This window comes from Thermogutta terrifontis (assembly GCF_002277955.1).
GTDB classification, from domain to species: domain Bacteria; phylum Planctomycetota; class Planctomycetia; order Pirellulales; family Thermoguttaceae; genus Thermogutta; species Thermogutta terrifontis.
On sequence record NZ_CP018477.1, the window covers coordinates 4,288,053 to 4,310,802 of the forward strand.

The 22,750-nt window shown below is 57.5% G+C and carries 21 protein-coding genes and 1 riboswitch; of the genes, 7 read left to right on the forward strand and 14 right to left on the reverse strand.

What is annotated here, in order from left to right:
* Nucleotides 1-188: 188 nt before the first annotated feature.
* Nucleotides 189-1,175, forward strand: coding sequence for a DUF1559 domain-containing protein (locus THTE_RS15845; protein ID WP_095416349.1), 987 nt, complete (start codon nucleotides 189-191; stop codon nucleotides 1,173-1,175).
* A 201-nt stretch (nucleotides 1,176-1,376) separates the two neighbouring features.
* Here the strand turns inward: THTE_RS15845 and THTE_RS15850 are convergent, their stop codons facing one another.
* From THTE_RS15850 to THTE_RS15880, 7 genes are all read right to left on the reverse strand, one after another.
* A complete protein-coding gene (locus THTE_RS15850; protein ID WP_095416350.1) occupies nucleotides 1,377-2,573 on the reverse strand; it encodes a CpaE/TadZ family protein in 1,197 nt (398 codons plus the stop codon).
* A gap of 364 nt (nucleotides 2,574-2,937) precedes the next feature.
* A complete protein-coding gene (locus THTE_RS15855; RefSeq protein WP_095416351.1) occupies nucleotides 2,938-4,683 on the reverse strand; it encodes a type II and III secretion system protein family protein in 1,746 nt (581 codons plus the stop codon).
* Nucleotides 4,684-4,851: 168 nt separating this feature from the next.
* Nucleotides 4,852-5,973, reverse strand: a complete 1,122-nt coding sequence (gene cpaB / locus THTE_RS15860; RefSeq protein WP_095416352.1) for a Flp pilus assembly protein CpaB — start codon at nucleotides 5,971-5,973, stop codon at nucleotides 4,852-4,854.
* Between the two features lie 54 nt (nucleotides 5,974-6,027).
* Nucleotides 6,028-6,567 (reverse strand): TadE family protein, encoded by a 540-nt coding sequence (locus THTE_RS15865; RefSeq protein WP_095416353.1) that lies wholly within the window; start codon nucleotides 6,565-6,567, stop codon nucleotides 6,028-6,030.
* 16 nt (nucleotides 6,568-6,583) lie between these two features.
* Entirely contained in the window at nucleotides 6,584-7,162 is a 579-nt protein-coding gene (locus THTE_RS15870; protein ID WP_095416354.1) for an A24 family peptidase, read from the reverse strand.
* 522 nt (nucleotides 7,163-7,684) lie between these two features.
* Nucleotides 7,685-7,873 (reverse strand): Flp family type IVb pilin, encoded by a 189-nt coding sequence (locus tag THTE_RS15875; protein WP_095416355.1) that lies wholly within the window; start codon nucleotides 7,871-7,873, stop codon nucleotides 7,685-7,687.
* Between the two features lie 273 nt (nucleotides 7,874-8,146).
* Nucleotides 8,147-8,228, reverse strand: a riboswitch (cyclic di-GMP riboswitch).
* Nucleotides 8,229-8,535: 307 nt separating this feature from the next.
* Nucleotides 8,536-9,666: a fatty acid desaturase family protein gene (locus THTE_RS15880; protein WP_157732168.1), complete on the reverse strand. Its 1,131-nt coding sequence runs from the start codon at nucleotides 9,664-9,666 to the stop codon at nucleotides 8,536-8,538.
* 460 nt (nucleotides 9,667-10,126) lie between these two features.
* Between THTE_RS15880 and THTE_RS15885 the strand changes: the two genes are divergently transcribed.
* The 3 genes from THTE_RS15885 to THTE_RS15895 all read left to right on the forward strand — a co-directional run bounded on the left by THTE_RS15885 (nucleotide 10,127) and on the right by THTE_RS15895 (nucleotide 12,954).
* Complete coding sequence (locus THTE_RS15885) at nucleotides 10,127-11,167, forward strand: metal ABC transporter solute-binding protein, Zn/Mn family (protein WP_095416357.1); 1,041 nt, start codon at nucleotides 10,127-10,129, stop codon at nucleotides 11,165-11,167.
* A 66-nt stretch (nucleotides 11,168-11,233) separates the two neighbouring features.
* Nucleotides 11,234-12,112 carry a metal ABC transporter ATP-binding protein gene (locus tag THTE_RS15890; RefSeq protein ID WP_157732169.1) on the forward strand — a complete coding sequence of 293 codons (879 nt, stop codon included), beginning with the start codon at nucleotides 11,234-11,236 and terminating at the stop codon, nucleotides 12,110-12,112.
* Nucleotides 12,109-12,954 carry a metal ABC transporter permease gene (locus THTE_RS15895; protein WP_095416359.1) on the forward strand — a complete coding sequence of 282 codons (846 nt, stop codon included), beginning with the start codon at nucleotides 12,109-12,111 and terminating at the stop codon, nucleotides 12,952-12,954. The genes THTE_RS15890 and THTE_RS15895 overlap by 4 nt, the downstream gene beginning before the upstream one ends.
* Before the next feature lie 36 nt (nucleotides 12,955-12,990).
* Here the strand turns inward: THTE_RS15895 and THTE_RS15900 are convergent, their stop codons facing one another.
* The 7 genes from THTE_RS15900 to THTE_RS15935 form a co-directional block, all read right to left on the reverse strand.
* Nucleotides 12,991-14,220 carry a serine hydrolase domain-containing protein gene (locus THTE_RS15900; RefSeq protein ID WP_095416360.1) on the reverse strand — a complete coding sequence of 410 codons (1,230 nt, stop codon included), beginning with the start codon at nucleotides 14,218-14,220 and terminating at the stop codon, nucleotides 12,991-12,993.
* 227 nt (nucleotides 14,221-14,447) lie between these two features.
* Nucleotides 14,448-14,996 carry a 50S ribosomal protein L9 gene (gene rplI / locus THTE_RS15905; RefSeq protein ID WP_095416361.1) on the reverse strand — a complete coding sequence of 183 codons (549 nt, stop codon included), beginning with the start codon at nucleotides 14,994-14,996 and terminating at the stop codon, nucleotides 14,448-14,450.
* 162 nt (nucleotides 14,997-15,158) lie between these two features.
* On the reverse strand, nucleotides 15,159-15,608 hold the full coding sequence (locus THTE_RS15910) for a single-stranded DNA-binding protein (protein ID WP_095416362.1): 450 nt from the start codon (nucleotides 15,606-15,608) through the stop codon (nucleotides 15,159-15,161).
* 95 nt (nucleotides 15,609-15,703) lie between these two features.
* Complete coding sequence (gene rpsF, locus THTE_RS15915; RefSeq protein WP_157732170.1) at nucleotides 15,704-16,141, reverse strand: 30S ribosomal protein S6; 438 nt, start codon at nucleotides 16,139-16,141, stop codon at nucleotides 15,704-15,706.
* 92 nt (nucleotides 16,142-16,233) lie between these two features.
* Nucleotides 16,234-16,806: an aminoacyl-tRNA hydrolase gene (gene pth / locus THTE_RS15920; RefSeq protein WP_095416364.1), complete on the reverse strand. Its 573-nt coding sequence runs from the start codon at nucleotides 16,804-16,806 to the stop codon at nucleotides 16,234-16,236.
* 104 nt (nucleotides 16,807-16,910) lie between these two features.
* Entirely contained in the window at nucleotides 16,911-17,549 is a 639-nt protein-coding gene (locus tag THTE_RS15925) for a 50S ribosomal protein L25 (RefSeq protein WP_095416365.1), read from the reverse strand.
* A gap of 465 nt (nucleotides 17,550-18,014) precedes the next feature.
* On the reverse strand, nucleotides 18,015-18,974 hold the full coding sequence (locus tag THTE_RS15935; protein ID WP_241389408.1) for a ribose-phosphate diphosphokinase: 960 nt from the start codon (nucleotides 18,972-18,974) through the stop codon (nucleotides 18,015-18,017).
* A gap of 463 nt (nucleotides 18,975-19,437) precedes the next feature.
* Between THTE_RS15935 and THTE_RS15940 the strand changes: the two genes are divergently transcribed.
* From THTE_RS15940 to THTE_RS15950, 3 genes are all read left to right on the forward strand, one after another.
* Complete coding sequence (locus tag THTE_RS15940; RefSeq protein ID WP_095416367.1) at nucleotides 19,438-20,790, forward strand: leucine-rich repeat domain-containing protein; 1,353 nt, start codon at nucleotides 19,438-19,440, stop codon at nucleotides 20,788-20,790.
* A gap of 191 nt (nucleotides 20,791-20,981) precedes the next feature.
* Complete coding sequence (locus THTE_RS15945; RefSeq protein WP_095416928.1) at nucleotides 20,982-22,067, forward strand: DUF1559 domain-containing protein; 1,086 nt, start codon at nucleotides 20,982-20,984, stop codon at nucleotides 22,065-22,067.
* A 176-nt stretch (nucleotides 22,068-22,243) separates the two neighbouring features.
* A complete protein-coding gene (locus tag THTE_RS15950; RefSeq protein ID WP_095416368.1) occupies nucleotides 22,244-22,606 on the forward strand; it encodes a hypothetical protein in 363 nt (120 codons plus the stop codon).
* Nucleotides 22,607-22,750: the final 144 nt, after the last annotated feature.

Below are 22,750 nucleotides of genomic sequence, written 5' to 3' on the forward strand. Positions count from 1 at the left end.
CATCTGCCGGGAGTACCCATCGGGGTGAGTCGCTCCCCGGTCGTCCCAGCCCACCACATCACGTGAGAACCTGGAAGCACTGCTCCAAGAAAAGAGCACGTCGTGGCGGAGTCACCACATCATCTCGTGTCCTCAGGTCATCGCATTATCCGAGGAAAACCTTTCCAAGAAAGAACAGGAGAGCGATCATGAACGTGGTTCCTAAGGATAACCCAAAACATGGACTTTGCGTGGCTTTCGGTCTTGTGCAGAAGCGGCCGAGACGCCGGGCCTTCACGCTGGTGGAACTGCTGGTGGTTATCGCGATCATCGGGCTGCTGATTGGGCTATTATTGCCGGCCGTGCAGGCGGCACGAGAGGCGGCCCGGCGAGCGGAATGTTCGAACAACCTCAAGCAAATCGGCTTGGCCATCCACATGTACCACGACACCCACCGCACATTACCGGCGGGCTGGGCGGCCTACACACCCGATGGACGGCAGCCGATGGTCAATGGCTCGCCGGGCTGGGCCTGGGCGGCCGTGATCCTTCCTTATCTGGAACAAATGGGGCTCTATCAAGGTGGCATTCACTTAGAGGCCCCCATTTATGATCCGATCAACGAGGCGGCCATCAAAACGTTTATCAGCGTGTATCGCTGCCCGTCTGATATTAACAGCAACGAAAAAGTGTTTGAAGCCCACAAGCTCCACGAAGGTCACGAGCACGGCGAAGAACACGAAGGCGAAGAATACGATGAACTGCTGATTGCGCGTTCCAACTACGTGGCGTGCTTCGGGACGACGGACATCCACGTGTGCGACCATTTGCTGCCCGGCACGCGGTGCGAGGGCAACGGGACTTTCTTTCACAACAGTTTTTTAACACTGGCCTCTATCACGGACGGAACCAGCCAAACCTTTTTGGTGGGTGAGCGTACCGTGGCACTGGGCTACGCCACATGGTGCGGTGTCCTGCCGGGTGATGCCTGTGCACCGGCCGGGGTTCTTGCTTCTGCCGAATATCCACCGAACTTGAAACAGGCGCATGCCCACAATTTCAGCAGCCAGCATCCCCAGGGGGCGAACTTTCTTCTGGGCGACGGCTCGGTGAGGATGATCAGTCAGACCATCGACCTGAATGTTTTCCACGCCCTGGCCACACCTGCCGGTGGAGAAACACCGGGACCCTTCTGACGCACCTTTCGCGGAGTGCCCAAGCTGTACACTCGGCGAGTGGCTGGCCCCATTAACGGTCCGCGGGGATGGCTGAAAGATCACCCCGCGGTTTGTATTGCTTCACCCGTGACACTATTTTGTGCTGCCTCACCAGGCGCACAAACCGTCCCCGCAAGGTCTCCGGGATAGGCTTTTTACGTAACGGATGAGACTGATGGCTCAGGTTTTGGCGAAGAGTTTGAACAAACCTGCACGGCCCGGTTTCTTACTCGTTTCCTTGGCCTGCTCGCCGCAGAGGGCCTCTGCCAGTCCCACGATAGCGGTTGTCACGGCGGAGCGCGGTGCACATTCCAGGAGCGGCACGCCGTTATTGCGGGCTTCACTGCACGCGCGATAATCGTTGGGAATCTGCCAGAAGATCTCGCGACCAATGATCTCCTGGGCCTTCTTGAGATTGATCTGCCCGCTGTCCATTCCCAGCCGATTGACGACGATTTTGACCTTCTCGGCCATGCCCGGCATGTTACTGAAGGACATCATCAATCGCACCACGTTGCGGAGGCAGGGCAGGTCAAGCTGCGTGACCAGCAGCACGTGCTGGGCCATCTCCAGGGCCATCATGTCAACCGGGGTAAACGCCTTGGAGAGATCCAGCACAAGATGCGTGAAACTGGCCTTCAGCAAGCCGATAACCCGCTGGAGATCTTCCGCGCTGATCAGAGAGACATCCTCGAGTTGCACGGGACGGGGGAGCAGAAACAATCCTGAAGCGTGCTTGGTCAGGGACCGTTTGAGAAGCGAAAAGTCGAGCCGGGTGACGTTCTGCGCGACATCGACGATCGTGTAATCAGGAATTGCGTCCAGGAGCACATCGGCATCACCCAAACAGAGATCCAGGTCGGCCAGAACCACCGTGTTCTTGTCGTTGCGGGCCAAAGCACAACCCAAATTGACGGCAATTGTGGAAACCCCTACGCCCCCTGTCACCCCCGCCACGGCAATGACCGTGGATCCCCGCGCCTTGGAGTCTCCCTGACCGAACCGCCGTTCCTGAATCCGGTTGATGGCTGCCAGCAGATCGTCGATGCGGACAGGCTGAAGGAGGAATTCCTTGGCCCCCGCACGCATCGCCTGAAGAATCACCGTGCCATCGTGGGTGGAACTGACAACGAAAATGGCGCAGTCCGGCAATTGCTGGCTAACTCGCGACACCAGCTCCAGCGCCCGCTCTCGATCATGATCGATGGCGACGATCCCAATATCGGGCTGAGTCTGCGCCACCACATCACTGAAAAACTCGTAACGTGAGCACTCCGCCTCCAGCCAAATCATGTCAAGCCCCAACAGGAGCCTCTTGAGTTCGTCCCGCCCCGTATCGTTGGGGTCCACGATGGCCACTCGCAGAACGTTACTCATAAGCCAGCCAGCACCTTTGCTCGAAGGAAGTTAATCAAAACGGTTGCGGAATTTGATCCTCAACCTCCCGATGACGCTGCGAGGCAAGCCCTCGGATCGTCCGCCCTATCCGGAGCTCTGCTGCTAATGCCAAAAACAGAGCTGACAGGGTGGAAGGAGGCTGCTTCGCCAGTCACTCTTCGGCACACTCTCCCCCCACCATTAAATATGGGTCACTTTTTGATAAGATGCGAAAAAATTGGGTGCGAGGAACGAGCAAAAGCCGATGGTGTGATCGGCCGTTGGCATCCACACCGGCGATAACTTGGGCCGTGTCGATTCTGGTGTGAAACCTGTTGAATCCGGGCTCTTCCGGGTGGATGGATCAGTTGTCGTATCCGATGTCACCCTTAAATCCCGGCAAGCTGCCCGGGGAAGCCGGTTTGCTCTGCGCACCCGCGGTTTGCGCAACCGGACGTGTTCTGGACGTGGTGGGCGTCACCACTCCCTGCTTGCCGAAACTGACAGGGGCACCTGTCGGTGCTGAGGACTGGGCGCCTGAGGACACCGGGGGCAGCGGGGCGGGAGGGGCGAGTTCAGGGGCGGCTGGTGCCGCAGGCCCAGCAGGTGTCGGCTGAGGAAGTGGTGTCGGTTGATTGTCCCGCAAAATCGTCGCCTGTCCAGCCTGTTTAATGTCTTCGATTTGAGCCGAACCGCTGTTTTCCGGTGGGCAACACCGCGGGACTTCGATGTAGCCCTTCATGTAAAGTTCCCAATCGCTAGGACTGGCGGTTTGGGTACCCGGTCCACATGGGGGTACCTCCTCCGGATTCATCGCATCGACAAGTTCAGGGGTCACAAGGATGAGGAGTTCGATGTCGTTGTTCTGCTCGGCCACCCGCCTGAATGCCGCGCCGATGTAGGGAACATCCGAAAGAAACGGCACACCGCGACGCTGGGCTTCGACACGGGTCTCCACCAATCCCGCAATGGCGAGGGTTTGTCCCGCTTGCATTTCCACACCGGTATCTACTTCTCGGACCCGAAGCCCCGGCACTGTCGTCGAATTGATGACCACACTTCGAGAAGTATCGATCTCACTGACCCGCGGACGCACTTCCAGCCGGATCCGGCCATTACCCAAGACAATTGGGACAAAATCCACCTGGGTGCCATACTTCTTGTATTCGATGGAGACCGTGCCCAGGCTCTGCGGGACGATGATGGGAAATTCCCCGCCGACCTGGAAGAAGGCCGGCCGACCGCTCACCGTCACAAGGGTTGGTTCGGCGAGAACCTTCATGAGATTGTCCTGGCGGAGGGCCTCGAGTACGCCGAAAAACGCGTCGTTCCCGTCAAGCACACTGAAGAAAAACGTTTCGCCGCCGGACGTGAAGGCACTCGCCGCGGTACCACTCCCAGCATTCCCCGGGGCCACTCCCGTGAGCAGGCCGCTGACGCTGGACCGAATGACGTTCTGCCCGGAAATCTGGCTCCAGTCGAAACCGAGTGAGCGGAGTTTGGTCCGGGAGACTTCCATGACCTTCACGTGGAGAAGCACTTCATGGACGCCGCCCAGCGTTAGATTGTTGATCACCCGGGGATAGTACTCCTCGGCAATCTGGACGATGCGGCTGACGTGCTCCTGCTGGTCCACGTAGCCGGAAAGGAGGACGCCGCTGGCAATCGGAGTGACTTTGATCGAGCAGTTGGGAAACTGCGCCTTCAGGAGCATCTCCAGCTCCCGGGCGTCCCCGAACACAATCACATCCACAGTATAGATGTTGCCCTGATCGTCCCATAAATTGACCTGGGTTACGCCAGGCTTTTTGGCAAATATCTGAATCTGATTGGGGGAAAGGGCGGTGAGGTCCAGGATTTCAGGGTTGTTCACCTGGGCCTGCGGAATCCGCCTGTCCAACGTGAGAATCCGGCTCGTATTGACGGTCAGTTCCTGGCGCTGTGAGGGACCGGTGACGCGGCAAACAACGCCATTTCCGGTGCTTTGGCCGGATGGGACAGGGGAACCACCCTCAAAAGAATACGTGTTACCGCCTGGGTGCAGCAGCAGAGCGAAAATCAGCGCGAGCAGCCCACTCAATTTAGCAAAGTGGGGGAGATGCCTGATCATCCGTGATCACCCTATCGTAATGAGGTTTTGGCACTCCAATAACAACAGCGTCGCGATTGGAATCTCTCCGCATCCATGCATTGAGTCCAACCGGCGCAACACTCCCTAGTCCTTATCGGCAAAAGTCGAGCAACTGGTAAATTTGATTCAATTCTGCGGTCCAAGACGTCACTGATCGCTGCCCCGCTCTGGAACTGGGCTATCCGTTGGAGGATGCAAGTCCCCATCTTGAGGTGGGGCGCTTTCTGAGGTTGGCGGTGCGGCCGTCGGAGCGGGCTCACCGGCGGGTAAGGCAGAACCTCCGTTGTTCGCGGCCCGCCAGATCGTTCCCATCGCGTCCGGCCAAACGTGGTCCGTATCAGCCTCCAGCACCACGTCATTCACCTGAGAACCGAGGAGGAGTCGCATAGCCCAGGTTTGGCCACCTGAGCCCCTGGTGGAGACGGGAGTGGCACGGGCAGAATTGGTCTGGTTGCTCAGGAACTGGGCGAAAGCGTCCTCTTTTCCAGGGGGTTCACTTCCCGGGACGATCTCTTTTTCCGGATCCCCTCCTTGGGTGGGAAGTCCCAGCAACTCCATGGGATCAACCCCCTTGGTTTCCACCGGATCATTGTCCCCCAGACCCCGCATGACCAGACGAATCTGGCCAAGTTCCGTCGCCGCAGTCAAAATTTCTGCTTGCTCCGGAGTCACCAGGAGGGAAACCGTCTTGGCCTGAATCGATTTTTGATTCTTCTCGTCACCGGTCAAGGCGTATTTGTCATCAACGGCAAAAACTCTAACGTTCTGCAAAATTGTTCTGGTGTAATCCTTGGGGATGCCCTTGGAAGGCATGGCGGGGAAATGCACGACCACATCCACGCGGTCGCTGGGCCGTAACATGCTAGCACTACCGCTAACCGGGTCCACCTTCACCGAAACCACACGGTAACCTTTGGGAATCCATGGGGCAGCGCCCGCATCGACGGCCCCTTTCTCGAGCAACTGGGCGTCCAGAATGGGAGAACCCTTGTAGATTTTGGTTTTGGTGCGTCGTCCCTCGACGTCCTCCACCTTAAACAGCGCACCCTCTGGAATTTTGCTCTTTGGCCAGTCTTCCAGTTTAATTTGGGTAATCTTTACAGGATCCCCCATGGGAATATCTTCGGCCGCCACCACAATCGCTTTCATTTCGACAACGGGTGCTGGGGTAGCTCGATCCCGTGTGGCCAGCACCTGCTGTACTCCAACCGCAGCCACCAACCCGCAACCAAGTGCCAGTGCCAGAAAGAAGATCGACCTTGTGCGCATACGACAGAATCTCGCCTTTTCTGGAGGATCGACAAAACAATCATTGGGGCGTGTTCACTGCACGGCTTCCCGCCGCATGGTTGTTGTGGCGCGCAGCTCCACCCCCCCTAAAAACATTGGCGAGGGAAGCCAACTCACTTGACGAAAAGGCACAGTAACCGTAACAGTCACCGGCTCCCCGTAACCCGCAGAATCGATCGGATCCGGCGTAACCGTTACAGTTGCCGAGCGAATTCCTCCGCTGGCCAGGTAATTTTCCACCACGCTGATGACTTCTGCCGTGGTGGCCCCTTGAATGATCGCCCGACGAGCACCCTCCCGCGACGCGTTGGTGATCACCTGCTGGACCATCACCATGCGGCCAAACTCGATGAGGCCCAGCACCAGCAGGAAGAAAATAGGAGCCACAACGGCAAACTCCACCACCGCTACCCCAGCAGGACGCCCGCAGTCGCCGCATTTTTTGCGCCGGCCTGGCTCTCCATCACGCTGGGCGGTCCGTGGCTTGGTTCGACACTTCCTCGCGAAAAGACGCTCGAAGATTTCTCGGTCAGGAAGCACCGCATGGAAAGAGAAGACGTTCCTGGCTCGCATAGATCCACCTCACCATTCAAACGGGGAAAAGCATACCGTTGACAAGAAAATACGCAATCGTGCCGATGGCGATTGGTATCCCATAGGGCAGAAGAAGCATTCGCGGTTTCCGCTCGGCTGCCAGCTCGGCCAACCGTTCAGGGTGCCGAACCACGAGAATCTCATAGAGAATAGCAAAAAACTGCCGCGTGTGTTTCCAGGCGGCTCCCCGTGCAATCACCATGGCGACTGCGATCACGGCACCCACAATGACGGTGATCACGAACGCCCAGAGCGTGTGTGTCATGCCGATCCAGGCCCCCACTCCCGCCAGGAGTTTCACATCGCCCGCCCCCATTCCTCCGATAGCGTAGGCCGGGAGCAGCAGCCCCAACCCCACTGCGGTACCTAAGAGGCTCGACCACACGCCGGGCCAGCCAAACCAGAGTCCACTCATCACCCAGCCGCTGATAATCAAGGGAAATGTAAGCCAGTTGGGAACCTTGAGCTTGGTCCCGTCAATCCAGGCGGCCCAAACCAACACCACGCTGACAAACCAGCAGATTCCCCAAACGGTCCAGGGATGGTTTGATGCTTGGAGTACGCGTTCCAGCATTTGATCACACTCCGTCAAAAGTGCCCTACGGTGCTCTTGATGGTGTCTTCATTGCAACGTTTTTTAATAAGACGATCCGCCCATAAAAACTTGGCGCGGTCGCCTCTCGACATTGATCATTCGCTTCGCACTTCATGGGATCCCACAGAACAATTCGCGTGCGCCTCCTTGGGGAAACCTCCATCGGCACACAGTTCCCCTGCCGGGTCATCACATCCGGACTGTCAGCAGGTATTGGAGGACGGCCGCCAGAAGCGTCAGCCACAGGACGAACAGCGAAAAGGCCTCGCTCGCCAGTTCGGGAGGAATAGCTGGATTCATGGTCGAATCTCCTCAGTCGGGATTGACATCGTTTAAACTCGATCTTTTGGGGTGAATACATGATCCGTGCGTGATCTCTCTATGAAAAAGTGTAGGTCAAAAAAACACCCCTCGGAGCGATTTTTGACTCCGAGGGGCGATGTCATCCCGCTCTACGGCCCGACTCTCCGGACCAGAGCCCGCCGGCCATGTCAGCAGACATCAGTTGCCGGTTGTGCTCTGGATGGAGTCGGTCACGCTTTGGAAGGTGTCACGCGCGGCGGTACCCAGAGATGAGATCGCCGTGAGACAGACGATCACGATCAGGGCCAGCATCACCGCGTACTCCACAGCGGTCGGGCCATCTTCCGAGACGAGGAAACGGTGCAACTTCTGAGCAAGCGACTTCATACAGTTCCTCCAAGACAAGCGGGACATGTGATCAGCCTTGATCCTCTTTCAAGACCGATCCAGGAAAAGGGGGATCGACGGTACACGCCACGCTCCCGTGACGCCGGCCTGTCCCGTACCGTCTGCATCCCGACAACACCCAAAACCGATGCCTCTTCCCCGTAGGCCGCGATGCCCGTCCGCCGTATCGGCAGACGCGCCTCGCCGTCCCCGGCACGTCCCGGTTGTCGGCAGGCAGAAGCCTGAAGGTCAGCCTTCAGACCGCATCATCCCTTCGGCAGCCCGGCGACCGGATGCGACCACCCGGCCCGTAGCTTTGCGCCCCGGCCTTACGACCGGTTTGCCTTTATCGAGGATGAGGCGACAGGCCGTTGGCGACAGGGCTCTCGGGGACCACCCACCGAGTTGCCAACCCTGTCTGGCGACGACCCTTCGGCCGTCCTCTCGGCAGCCCATCGAGTCCAGCGTCTTCTCGCTCACTCTCAAAGGCCGCCTCTGTAATGAAAAATAGGTCATGTATTCGGCTTGTCAAACGAAAAACTTTAGATCGCCACCAAGAAACAGAGGCCTCGATTGTAACTATGGACGACCTGTTCTTTCCACATTAACGCTGGAAGGGATTACACCGCGCCGCAACACGGCTCGGCAATCTCGTTTTTAGCTTAAGCGAGAGTGGAAGCAGCTTGCTCGGCAGGATTGGCCCTCAGGTTTTGAGACGCCTTTCCCGCCTCTCTCCAGAGTTCTCTCAACTGGGCGAGGAGAGATCGACGAATCGTCTGCCGATAGGGCGAATCGCTGGGGAGTTCCGCCATCAACCGCCGGTGGGCCTTGCCGAGATTGTGGTAGGGCATCGAGGGAAACAAATGGTGCACGGCGTGGTAGCGGAGTCCCACAGGTGCCCATAATTCGGCAATCCACCAGCGATAGGGGTAATTCAGGGAGTCAAGGACCTGCTCGGAAAATTCCACCGGATGCGGCTCGAAGGCGTACCGGTGCGCTCCAAGCGTCCGCAGGGCGTTGATGAGCACGACAAGCACGGCTGTGGCATACGCCTGGATGAGGAACGGGATCGGCCACCGTCCCAGGAAAATCGGCGGCACAAGGAACACCCCCCACACCCAGAGAAAGCATAGCGCTTCCTGCACTCTGATCCAAAACAATTCGCGAGGCGTGGGTTCCGGCCGGATATACTTCGGGTCAATCACCATGGAAGACGCATGGGCATGGACCCAGGCCCGAAAACGAGAACTGGTCCATGCCAGCGGGCTCAGGATAGCAAAACGAACCACGACAAGCGGCGGAATGATAAAGCTGGTCAAAAGATACTTGACGATTTCCCAACGCGGTCGCCGGGCAAAGGGTAGATACTCTCCATCGCGATCGGTGGCATACGTGGTCTTGCGATGGTGGTCATGGTGCGTCTGGTACACAAACGAAGGGAGGAGAAACGGGGTTCCACACAGTATGTTCCATACGACCTTGAACGCAGTCATCACCCCCCGGGGAAAATGCACAATTTCGTGAATGAACAACGCCGCACGATAGTATGCCAGGGCCGATACCACAAAACACACCGCCTGCTGCGGCGAAAACAGCGGAGTCCGACGTACGAGCGCAAAGCACACCGAGCCCACCACAAAAGACACAAGAAAGTCCACCCAGTAAATAAGGGGGTTACGGGCAAACAAATCATGAACAATACGCTTGGCCTCTACGGGTGAAAATGCAGAGGGCGAGGATTCGACGACCTCAGCCCCAAACTCTTCGCGGTTGAGCGTTTTTCCAGATGACATCGCGTTCGACCCGCTGTATCGTGAGACCCTGAACTTCGACAAAGCCTTTCCACGCAATTTGGCTCGCTTGATCTTTTCCGAGTGGCGAAACTCGTTTTCGGTTACATTTGCCACTGCCGTTGAAAAATTATTATAATTCTGCCACACAAAATAGTGGTGTATTTTTCCCATTCTTCTTGCCGTTATGCTCATTTTGTGCTCAGGTTAAATCTGCGTTCGCCTGGGGGCTGAAAAACAGGCAACGCGGGCTCGGCGAACGCTGTTCTTTACTGCTCGACGAATACCGCACCTCGAACGACGGTAAATGGGATTTCGGTTGCCCAAAAGCCGGCCCACCATCGTAACCCCACCGTGCGGTTGCCAGGCTAGGCAAACCGGCCAATAATGCAGATCGGGCTACCCCACACGAACCTGCTTTCCCGGCAAGGCTTCCCGTGTCCACGCTCCGGAGGATATTCGCGTGTCTCGCAATCTGACTTCGATTTTGTCTGGAATATTGATCCTCGCGCCCCTTGTTGGTTGGGGATGCCGGGTTGACGATCGGGAAAAGAACGACGGTCCGATGACAGTGGCTGTCACAGTTCCCCCCCAAAAATGGTTGGTAAGTCAAATCGGGGGGGAAAAAGTCTCGTGCGTCGTGCTGATCCCGGCCAATCAGGACCCGCACACGTTCACAGGCACCGACGCCGACGCTGCCCGGCTGGCACGCTGTCGGGTGTTTTTTTCCATTGGGCTTCCCGTGGAAAACAGCCCCTGGTGCCGCGCCATCTCCCAGCAGAGCGGTCTTCGCGTTGTCTCCCTCGCCGATGCTGCCCATTTCCACAGAAACTCTGCACCACCCGTACAGAAGGTCGCAGGGGAAACCGAATCGCATTTGGACGAAGCCGCCACGCGTTCCGACGCCGGCACCGAGGACGCATCCGATCACACTTCGGAGGGTACCAAATCCCCCGAAAATGAGCGGCACCAGAGGGACGAACATGACCATGAAGTTTTTCTTCACACCTGGCTCAGCCCAAGACGCCTCGTAGCCATGGGGGAAATTGTGGCGCAAACCCTGGAAGAGCTCGACCCATCCAACGGGGCGTTATACCGAAACAACTGGAAGCGATTACGGTCGCAATTGCTTCAATTGGACGAGGAGTTGCGGGAAAAACTTGCCCCGCTGAAGGGGCAGGAGTTCTTTGTGTTTCATCCCGCGTGGGAGTGCTTTGCCGCGGATTATGGGCTGGTTCAGGTAGCGCTGGAATCGCACGGAAAAGAACCGTCGGACCGCGAGATCACCGAACTCCAGCGTCGGGCCCAGCGGGCGCGAATCAAAGTGATGCTCGTCCAACCGCAGATTTCCTCTCGCGCAGCGCGCGCTGTTGCAGAAGCGGCGGGGCTGCGACTTGTAACCGTCAATCCTCTGGCCGAGGACGTCCCCCGCGAACTGCGGCACGTTGCTGAAACCCTCGTGTCGGCGTATCGTGAAAGAATAAAGAGCAGTAACGCGGAATAGTGAGCAAGCGTTTCCCGCAGTCGGCAACTCTCTGCCGGCATGCTTTCTCCGAAAACGGGTGAACCGATGGCCGCTGTTGCCCCCCTGACAAAAACATCCCCTGATCCGTCGTTTGCCACACCGAACGTGGTAGGGCGGCTGGAGCATGTGACGTTTTCCTATCGTTCGCCCACGGGTGGTCTGTTGGAGCCGGTTCTTCAAGATATCTCGCTGGAGATCTATCAAGACGACTTTTTGGGAATCATCGGCCCGAACGGTGGGGGAAAAACGACGCTGCTGAAAATTATTTTGGGGCTTTTGGAACCGCAACAGGGAACGGTGACCGTCTTCGGCAAACCGCCACGCGAGGTCCGACACCTCATCGGCTACGTACCCCAGCACGCCAAAGTGGATACCTCTGTTTCCGCATGCGTACTGGATATTGTGCTCGCCGGTCGGATTTGCCATTCGCGGTGGGGTTTTCTTTATGGTCGGACGGACCGCGAAAAGGCCTTGGCTGCGCTTCGATTAACGGGGACGGCCGATCTGGCCCACCGGCGACTTGCCACGCTTTCGGGAGGGCAGCGCCAGCGCGTTTTAATAGCGCGGGCCCTCGCCGCTGAACCCAAATTGCTGCTTTTGGATGAACCCACGGCAGGAGTTGATCCCTACGTCGAACAGAATTTGACGGACCTGCTCCATGCCCTGAACGAACAGCTCCCCATCGTCATTGTCAGCCATGACATCGGCTTCGTTTCCACGCATCTCAAGCGGGTCGCGTGCCTCAATCGGCGACTCACCGTGCACTCGGCCGCAGAGGTGACGCGATCGACCATGGCCGCCTTTTACGGAGAGCACGTGCACCTCGTCCACCACGCTCCCTGCTGTCCGTTGAACGATCCTGGATGCGATCACGGTTGTGTTCCGGTTCCATCCGCAACAGGTCGAAAGATGGAGGAGCCATGACGGAATTCTTTCACGACCTTTCCGTCAACCCATTTCTGATCAATGGACTGGTGGCGGGCGTTTTGGCAGGACTGGCCTGCGGTATCATTGGGCCGTATGTGATCACAAAGAGAATCGTTTTTCTCGCCGGGGCTATCGCTCACATTGCAGTGGGGGGAGTCGGCATCGCGCTTTTTCTGAAATACAGTGGCGGTTCCTATTTCAGTGGTCTGGAACCGGTTCACGGTGCCACCGCCATTGCCCTTTTGGCCGCTATCATCATTGGCGTCATTAACGAAAAGCGGGCGGAACATGCAGACACTCTCATTGGCGCGCTCTGGGCGGTAAGTATGGCTCTGGGAATCCTGCTCATCAAGTACACGCCCGGATATCAGGGCGAGTTGATGAGCTATTTGTTCGGCAACCTGGCCTATGTGACACGGTCCCAACTCGCCTGGATGGCGATTCTGGATTTGGTGATCCTCGCGACCGTGCTCCTTTTTCACAAGCAATTCATGGCGGTGTGTCTGGATCAGCAGCTTGCGACCCTGCAACGCGTACCCGTACTCGCCATCAACTTGCTGCTACTCTGTTTGGTCGCGCTCACCGTCATCTGTTTGACTCAGGTGGTGGGCCTGATACTGGTGATTGCTCTTTTGAGTCTGCCTGCTGCTACAGTTGCCCGCTTTGTCATCGGCATGCCCGCGCTGCTGGCCGGTGCCACGCTCCTGGGGATACTGATCACCACAGTTCCCCGCATTGCGGTGTACGGGACAGCGGTCAGCCCCGAATCCGCCATTGTTCTGGCGGCCGGCGGGGTCTACCTGGTGAGCCTTCTCATGACGCGGCGCGTCCCCGAATGAGCCAAAGTCGCTCACTCCCCTCTCGCGCGGACAACGTCATTCTGCCAGGGCTGCCACCGCCAGTTCCTGGAATGCCTCGCGCACAGGTGAGGCATCGGAGTTGGGAAAATTGGTCCTCTGAACGAGCAGGATAAAGATCATTTTGCGCTGCGGGTCGATCCAGCCCTGTGTTCCAAAGGCCCCGCCGTGGCCGAATGTCCCCGGCGAAAGCATCCTTGTTACTCCCTGCGGTTCGCGAACGACGCACCACCCGAGCCCCCATCCGTTGCCGGGAGTAAACCCGGTGACAAGATCCCCGGTGTGCACGCGTGTCATGACGGCCACCGCCTCGGAAGAGAGGATGCGTGTGCCCTCCAGTTCACCGCCGTTGAGCACCATCTGGTAAAACCGGGCAAGATCGGCGGCCGTGGAATAGAGTCCCCCGGAAGGATTGGGGGCCCGCATACCGGCATCCTCAATCAGCCAGATGGCCCCGCCGCCCGGCACAAGATTCCCCTCGGGAGTTCTCTGGTAGGCGCGGGCCAACCGTGATCGCTGCTCTGCCGTGGGCACAAAGGTGGTATCCTTCATTCGCAAAGGCTGAAATATCTCACGACGGAGAAATTCCTCGTAGGACTGACCCGTCACGACCTCGATAATGCGTCCGCAGACCGTCAGTCCGGGAGAATAGGCCCACCGTTCGCCCGGCTCGAAAGTTAAACCATCTCGCGCCAGCTTGGCCACTGTTTCTGCCAAAGTGGCCTCCGTCCGCTGTGACCCCGTCAGGCCTGACGTGTGAGTCAAAAGATGTCGTACGAGAAGTGGTTTCTCCGGTGGTCTGCCATTGACTTTGACGTCTGCGAATTCGGGCAGGTACTTGGCCACGGGATCATCCAAACCCACTTTTCCACGATCCACGAGGATCATGAGTCCTGTCGCCGTGATGGGCTTGGTCATTGAGGCGATTTGGAAGAGAGAGTCTTTTTGCATGGGAGTTTTGGCATCGAGATCCGCCCACCCTACCGCTTCCCAGTGAACAATCTTTCCCCCTCTCGCCAGGAGCGTCACAGCCCCCGCAATTTCTTTGTCGGCCACAAACTGTTCCATCCGGGACCGGATTTTCGAAAGAACGTCACCTCTCAGACCAACATCTTCCGGCTTTGCCTGCGGAAGCGGCCAGTGCGTGCTGGTTTCCTCGGCAACGGCGGCCGAAAGCACCAGCGACAGGAAGCAAGTGACCACCAACGTCATCCAGCGACAGCGGCATCCAGTAAGGGCAGCTTTCATCGCGACTTCTCCTCCTAAGGTGTCCAGTTCAGCGCCCGTTAGCCAACACGAAAAGCGGCTTCCAAGAATAGCTCCATTGTGGCCGTCGCGACAAGCGGTGTCAAAACCCCACCAACCTACCGTTACGCCGGGGCGGCCAGACAGAAAGAGCGCGTACCGAGAAGAGCGCAAAAAAAATCCCCTAGCAGGGGATCAAAACTCTAACTCCGCGAGGTCGCGCAAATCGTTTACTTTTTGCCACCCGGCTGCGTATCACCCACCGTGGGAACCACCCACACTTTGAGATCCGCCTCGATATCATGTCCGAGGTGGATCCGCACCGTGTACAAGCCGAGTTCCTTGAGAGGCCCCTGCAAACGAACCTGATCCGGCGATACGTTGACGTTCTGGGCCTTTAACGCCTTGGAAATCTCGTTGGGACCGACCGACCCGTAAAGATGCCCTTCCTCGTTGGCGTTGGCTTCGATCGAAATGCTCATCTGAGAGATATTTTCCGCCAGTTGCCGGAGGCTCGAGATCCGAGCCCGTTCGATCTCCAGCAATCGGGCCTTGTGTTTTTCCACCATCCGTTTGTGGTGGTCCGTCGCGATGGTGGCGAGTCCCTGAGGAATGAGATAATTGACGGCATAGCCGCGTTTGACTTCCACAACGTCCCCCGCCTTGCCGAGGTGCTCCACATTTTGCACGAGTAAAAGCTGAACACCTCCGTGAGGACCTCGCGGTAATCCACGAACCCCATGCTGCCGGGATTTCTTCTTACCTTTCAGCTGGTTCATAAGCCAACCTCAAACCAAGTGTTTTTCCGCGTCCTGTAAAAGGACTGGTCTGTTGTTCTGTTTCTTCGCTTCTCGAACCAACCACTCCGACGCTCGCCACACGGATGCCGCGGTTGCGTGCTTCACGGAAAGGCCATCAAGCCGCCCAATACCAGCTCGGCATCAGAAAGGCACATCGTCCTCTGGCGGGAAATCCTCGACCGGGGCAACGTCCGGTGTTGGAGTTCCACTTCCCGCCCCCGCAGCCGAGGCCCTCCCTCCGGCGTTGATGTTGTTTCCTGCCCCGCGGCCACCCAGCATTTGCATCCGCTCCGCCACGACACGCAACTTGGAACGTTTTTCCCCTTCCTTTTCCCACGTGTCGAGGCGTAAACGTCCCTCGATCAACACCGGTGAGCCTTTCGTGAGATACTCCCCCGCGACTTCTGCGGTCCGGCCCCAAAGTGTCACGTCGACGTAAACGACCTCCTCGACCCACTCCCCCGTCGAACTCTTCCGACGTTCGTTGACGGCGATTCCGATATCACACACCGCCGTTCCACTGGGGGTGTAACGAACCTCGGGATCCCTCGTCAAATTTCCCACCAAAATGACCCGATTGAAACTCGCCATACTTTCCACCTCCCACCCGCGAGGTCCCCCGAGCCGCGGATTATTTGCCAGCACGTGCTAGAAGCTGCACGCTGGAGGGAGGAAGCTCGCCGCTTTCATTCGTCCACGACGTCGGCGTCTTCCATTTCCTCCACGTCCGCCTCGTCGTCGATCTCTTCATCCACCCCCAGATCCGCCTCGGACACGGTGCGAACGGCCACCTGCCCGCCTCGCGCGTGCTCGACGAGGACGTCGATAATCCGCGGATCAATTTTGATGTGCATAAACCGCAGGATATCCGGCGCAAGTTGCAGGCGGCGGCGGATCTCCTCCATTTTTGTGCTTTCACACTTGAAGTAAATCAGCCAATATGTGCCCCGCCGCTGCTTTTTGATCGGGTACGCCAGTCGGCGTTCCTCCCAAATACGGCTCACCAGAATTTCCGCGCCGTATTCCGTCAAAACGTCGGTAATCTGCCGGACCACACCGTCGGGGTCACGAGCAAACTTGTTGGAATCCAGAATGTAAAGACCTTCGTAAAAATTCTGCGCCAAATGACCACTCCTTCCACTCAATGGCACCTACTACGGAGCGCTCAATATATTCTTGACCCGCACCACTCCACGGACAGCGTCACTGACCACCGTCAGCGATCGCCCGCATTATAGCGGTTCATACATGCCTGTATGCCTTGATGCACCCAGAGTTCCACACCGTCGGCCGCCCGACGATACGCCTCCCGCATGACCGCCTCTTCCTCCGGCATAAATCGGGAGAGCACAAACCGAACCGCATCCTGACCCGGCGGCGGTGCCCCGATTCCGATTCGCAACCTCGGAACGGCCTCCGTCCCAAGGACCCGAATCACATCCGCCAATCCCTTGTGCCCCCCCGCGGAACCTCGCGCCCGAAACCGCAGCCTGCCGAGCGGCAGGTTCATATCATCGCAAATCACCAAAATATCCTCGGGCGAAAGCTTGTAAAAATCTTTCACCGCCCCGACACTCTGGCCACTGCGATTCATGTACGTCGTCGGGCTGAGCAGGAGGACCCTCGTCCCATCTATCGTAACGTCCAACGTCTCGCCCGAAAACCGACGCCTCACTTGCTGCCCCTCTGCGAAACGGCGGGCAAGCTCCCGAAGCACTTCATAACCGACGTTGTGGCGGGTACCCTCATATTCGCGGCCAGGATTCCCCAAGCCCACAACGACTTTCATGGGTGGCAGTTCCGTCGAGGTTTGTCTCCAGGAGCTCCACCACGAGCGCAACCATTCCCCAAGTCGGAACACGCCACCGCAACTCCCGGAGTCCTACGCTTACACTAATCCTTCTCCTCCTCTTCCTCGGCAGCCTTCTTACGCCCGATGACCTCCGGCTCAGCGGGACCCGGCGCCGGTGCAGCTTCCTCAACTTCCTCCTCACCCGCCGGAGCATGGCACACGACGACAACCTCGTCGGGATCTGCAAGGGCCTTTGCCCCCTCCGGCAACGTGACATCTTTAACGGTTATTGAACCACCGAGCTCAAGTTGAGTAATCAGCACCACGAGCTTCTCCGGGATCTTGTCCACTTCACATTCAATCGCCAGGCTGTGGAGATGCTGGGCCAAACGACCACCTGCCTTCACGCCCGGCGAATCACCGCGCAACTCGATGGGCACCTCGGTGCGAATCCTCTCATGGGCGCTCACCCGCGTCAAATCCACGTGAAGGATCTCCTTCCCCCACGTATCCCACTGCAATTCCTTGATGTACGCCTGTTCACGGACGGCCCCCGTCAACTGAATGAGCCGCGTGCCGTGCCGAACGGCGGCCGCCAGCGCATCCCGTGGGACGCTCAAACACACATTTTCTTGCTTATGTCCGTAAAGGATGGCGGGCACTTTTCCCGAAGCACGGAGCCGCTTGTTGCTCCTCTTCCCGCCCGGTGATCGCAATTCAACAGGTATCTGCTCGATCATGGATCTCCCCTACCGACGGTTTCTTCTCATTCGCCACACCCCCGCCTGTGATAACACCGAACTCCCTGGCCTTGCCAGGTTTCATGGAAAGTTCTTGCGTGAAAACATCCTCAGCGCGGATCACACTCCTTCCCGATTCCGGGAAGCTGCCGCCGACAGATCATCGCCAGGACGGGTTGGGGTCAGCCGGAAAATCTTTATTTTTGGCGTTTTCTGGAAAATTGCAAGGGCACCCGTCCGACACAACCCCATTTTTCCTCCGCCCAGGGGATGCGGACCTCCGCGTGGACTCGCGTCGGACTGAGATTCAACCCAGAGGGACCTGAGGGCAGGGGCAATTCATGAATTGCCCCCAACAACAGGTTGCACCCATCCCATCTCAGCGTTTTTGCAAAACTGGGGGTGAATCAACACCAGGTAGCGCGCCCCACAGGAGTTTAGCCGCATAACTGGTCACCGTGCATCTTAGCGGTACGTGCGGAAAAGTTTGCTGACGGATTCGTGCCGATGGATGCGTTTGACGGCCTCGCCCAAAAGTTCGGATACCGTGAGCACCCTTACGTTAGGCGGCCGACGGCTCGCATCCAGTGGAATTGTGTCCGTCACCACAATCTCTTCTGCCGGTGCCGCGGAAAGCCGTTCCACCGCTGGGCCGCAAAACACAGGATGTGTCGCTGCCAGATAAACCTTCGCCGCCCCGGCCTCTTTCACCATGTGGGCTGCTCCCGAAATCGACCCCCCGGTACTGATCATGTCGTCGAAAATCAGGGCCACCTTGCCCTTGACCGACTCGCCAATCAAATGCGCCTGGGAAGTCGTCGTACCACTGCTACGCCGTTTATCTACAATAGCCAGCTTGCCCCCGAAAACCGGGAGGTGAATGAGAGTCCTTTTGATAGCCCCCTCATCTGGGCTAACGACTACTATGTCCTCCAAAGGGATTCCAAGGCTGAGAAAATAGGAGTCCAGCACAGGAGCCGCATAAAGGTGATCCACGGGAATATCAAAAAAGCCCTGAAGCTGCGGGGCGTGGAGATCCATTGTCAGAACCCTGTCCGCCCCTGCCCGCGTTATCAAATTCGCCACTAGTTTGGCTGTAATCGGTACGCGTCCTTCATCTTTTCTGTCTTGCCTAGCATACCCAAAATATGGAATGACGGCCGTGATTCGCTCCGCACTTGCCCGCTTGAAACTGTCGATCATGATAAGCAATTCCATTAAGTTTTCGTTCACTGGCGGGCAGGTCGGCTGGACGATAAAAATATCGCGACCGCGGACGTCCTCCTCAATCTTGCAGGAAATCTCGCCATCCGGGAATCGACCGAGCGAGATCCTTCCCAATGGCAAGCCCACATAGTCGGCCACCTTTTGGGCCAGCTCCGGATTGGCCCGACCGCTGAAAATCTTCATTTCGTGGATGGACATAGTCGCTGAACCCTCGTTTTTTACCGGCTCACTTTGGTTCCGCGGCAATGCGTCACAAATTTTTCGTTGGCCTGAGGCGGCCAAAACCGGTCTTCCGAAGAATCCATCTTCGCGAAACTCTGGCTCACGTTCCAGCGGGACTGGAGGCCATCAAAACCTCCACAAAAAAGCAATCTGATTGCGCTATCCTTGACAGTCAAAATTTCTGCTTTATCCTATGATTTCTGCGGCCGAAAATCTGGACTCTTCGCGGGGCCTGGTTTGTGGAATGCCCGCGCTGAGCCCGAGCACTGCATATTGGCAAGGTAAGTTCCAAATACGTCGGGGTGATGTACTTTCCGGGAAGAATTGGTCAGCAAATGGGCGTGAGCCCAGGGCCGTTCACTGAGCAGCAAGCGATTTCTCCAAAAGGCCGGGCTTGCGAAGTGTCTGGTCTTGGCTGTTAGAGTAGAGCGTTTACCATATGCCCAAATTGATCCTGGTCTGGCTTACGAGCATTCTCGCGCTTGTTCTATCGGCGGATGGCTTCGCAACTCACGAGGCCCCACAAACGCCGGGAGGTTCGACCACCGCCGCTCGGCCGAGCGATGGAGGTTCCTCGGCTCAAGCGGAGAATCGCGGGATTGCTCGCCCCGAGACAATCGAGGGTCAAAAGCTCACGGCATCGGAGATACTCAAGCGATTGGTCCCTGAAGAGCAGGCCATCGCACAGAGACTTTTCAGCTTGGGAGCCGCTCTGGGCACCGATGTCAGCGGACCGGCTGCCCACATCGTCTCCGTCAATCTGGCAGGCAGATCGATCACCCAAGCAGACCTGGAGCCTATTGGTCGCTTGCGGGAGTTGCGCTCTCTGGTGCTCGATGGCACGCCGATCACTGACGTTGGTCTCGTCTACATCGCTCCCCTGCTCAAGTTGGAACAGATCTACCTGAATGGGACACAGATTACTGGCGCCGGACTGGCGATCCTCGCAGAACTTCCCAACTTGCGCGTGATCGAAGCGGCGGGTACCCGGATCACGGATCGCGGGATCACTTTTTTGGTAGGCCTGCAGCATTTGGAAAGTCTTGCCCTTGGGGGAACGCTGGTGACCGACCAGGCCATGCCCGAGATAGGAAAAATCGCCACTCTCCGCTTTCTCGATCTCCGATTCACACGAATTGGAACCCCCGGTTTGCGGGGCCTTGCGACGCTGCGTCTGCAATATCTCAACCTGATGGGCACCCGGGTGGATGACGAAGGGTTGGGCGTGCTCGCCACCATGGATTCCTTGCGGGAACTGTATCTGCCGCCAGCGATCACCGATCAGGGATTGAAACAACTCTTGGCCCTTAAAGACCTCGAATACCTCGGCCTTGCCGGAACGCGAATCACCGATGAAGGCACTCGGTTTCTCGCAGGTTTTGCCAACCTAAAAGGGCTCAATCTATCCGGTACACAGATTTCCGATGAGGGATTAAAGCCACTTATGGCACTCAAAAACCTCCAGTTTGTGGACCTGTCACGGACGCTGATCACCGATAAGGCCGCGCAGGCAGTCGGCTCGTGGGAGAAGCTTGTGTACCTCAATGTGGATGATACCAAGGTCGGCGACAATTTCATCTCCCAGATTTGTCAGCGATTGCCATTGGAATCGCTGGCCTTGGCACGGACGTTGGTCACCGATGCCGCCGCCGAAGCCTTGGCCAAATGCCGGACCCTGAAACTGCTGATTGCCTCCGATTCCAGGATGACCAGCGATGGCGTGGCTGCCCTGGCCAAGCAAATGCCGCAAACACAAATAGTGTACAATTTATCGCGGAGCAGCAAAAATTAAATGGACTATTTGTGACGCACCTCGGAATATGCACGCTGAACACCAAAAACCCAAGCACAAAAAAGCGCAAATCCGTTGTATCTTCAAGGTGGCCGTGTTAAATTTGGTTAGGTCGGAATTTTTCTCGTAAGGGGCGGACTGGTTTAGTTTTTTTCGGTCATCGTCAGTCTCAGTCAGAGGAGGTTTGACTCATGCGACACGCTGCTTTTGGCAAGATTCCGAAACGCAAAAAAGGTTTCACGCTCGTCGAGCTCCTCGTCGTGATCGCGATCATCGGCATTTTGATCGCACTCCTTCTACCTGCCGTACAAGCGGCTCGGGAAGCAGCACGCCGCAGCCAGTGTACCAATAACCTGAAGCAGTTTGCGCTGGCTGTTCATAATTACCACGACGTTTACAAAACGTTCCCGCGACAGAGCTACATCAGCTTTTTAGCCGGTTCCGGGGTGAACCTTGACCCCTGGCGAATTTGGCAAGGCTACAGCGTCCACACGATGATCTTGCCGTACATCGAACAACGGGCGATCTATGACCGAATCGACTGGCGAATTTGGGACGGTTGGTACAATCAGCCAGCACAGCTGCGCGAGGCTGTAATTCAAACATTCTTGTGCCCGTCTGATATGAAGGCCCCGCAAACAGGGTGGCTCCATGGACCGGGTTGCAACTACGCGGTGAATTCCGGCCCCTGGTTGATCTGGTGGGACTATAGCCAGATGTGCCCCGGTACCTTCCGCCCGAACCTCGAAACCACGATCGCGGAGGTCATCGACGGAACCTCCAACACAATCATGGCGTCGGAGGTCCTCAAAGGCGATGACAATGGCGCCCAGTACCTGCCAGGTGAACCCGTCAGAAACGTAATCCCGAGCTGGTACAATCACGGCGACCCGAACACCTATCTTGCCCCGACACTGCGGAATCAGCCGGTCCAGCCCTACATCGACAACCTGAACGCCTGGGGTATCCAGTGTCAGGCGAACATCGGTGACCACCTCAGCAACAATGGATGGAACTGGATGGGTGCCAACTACACCCAAACAGTGTTCAACACCATCGTGCCGCCGAACTGGCAGTATCCGACATGCATCGCGGAAGGCCCTCCGGGTATGGCATCCGACCGGGATGGCGCTTATCCTGCTCGGAGTTACCATCCGGGCGGTTGCAACCACGCCATGGTTGACGGGTCGGTGCGGTTCATTTCCAATACGGTCGATCTGCCGACCTACTGGGCGCTGGGCAGCCGGGCCGGTCGCGAGTCGGTCCAGGCCCCATGATAGCGGTTTTCTTCCGCACTCCGTGAATCGCGGTCTATGACTGCGCCGAGTCGCAGGCCACACGGTGGCCGGTGAGCATGGTAAGTCAGCAAGTGTGCGGCTGAGGCACAGTCACCTGTGCCTCAGCCCGATTTGGGTTGATACAGGTTTCAAACAGCCGCAGGGAGGAGACCACGATGCTTCAGCGGACGACCTACGCGATCTTGGTAATGGCGGTTACGGTGTTGGTCATTGGGTGTTCGCAGGCAAAATCAGTTAAGCCGCCCGAACGCAACCCCAAGGAAGAGTTGATCAAGATCCTGCAACCGATTGCCGAGGGCAAGTTGCAGCAGGCGGGCAGCGCAATGGGAGAAGTGATGAACCTGATTGAACAGCTCAAAAAGACCGATCCGGCTTTGGGCAACGAGCTAGAAGGCGACGGCAAAAAGATTATGAGCACCCAGGATATCAATACAGTCAAGGCCACCGCCCAGGCGATGCTCCAGAAGCTGGGCGCAGGGAGCAGCGGCGGGGCAGCTCCGTCTCAACCCTCTCCGTAAGGATTCGGCAACGCTGACTGATGTATTTCGGTAGTGATAGCCACGTCGCCCAACTCTCTTCGCGGCGTGGCATTTTTGTTAGACAGCCTCGGATGGCACGGAGATAATGCTCCACCAAAAGAGAAGTTTTCATTCCGGTCGTTA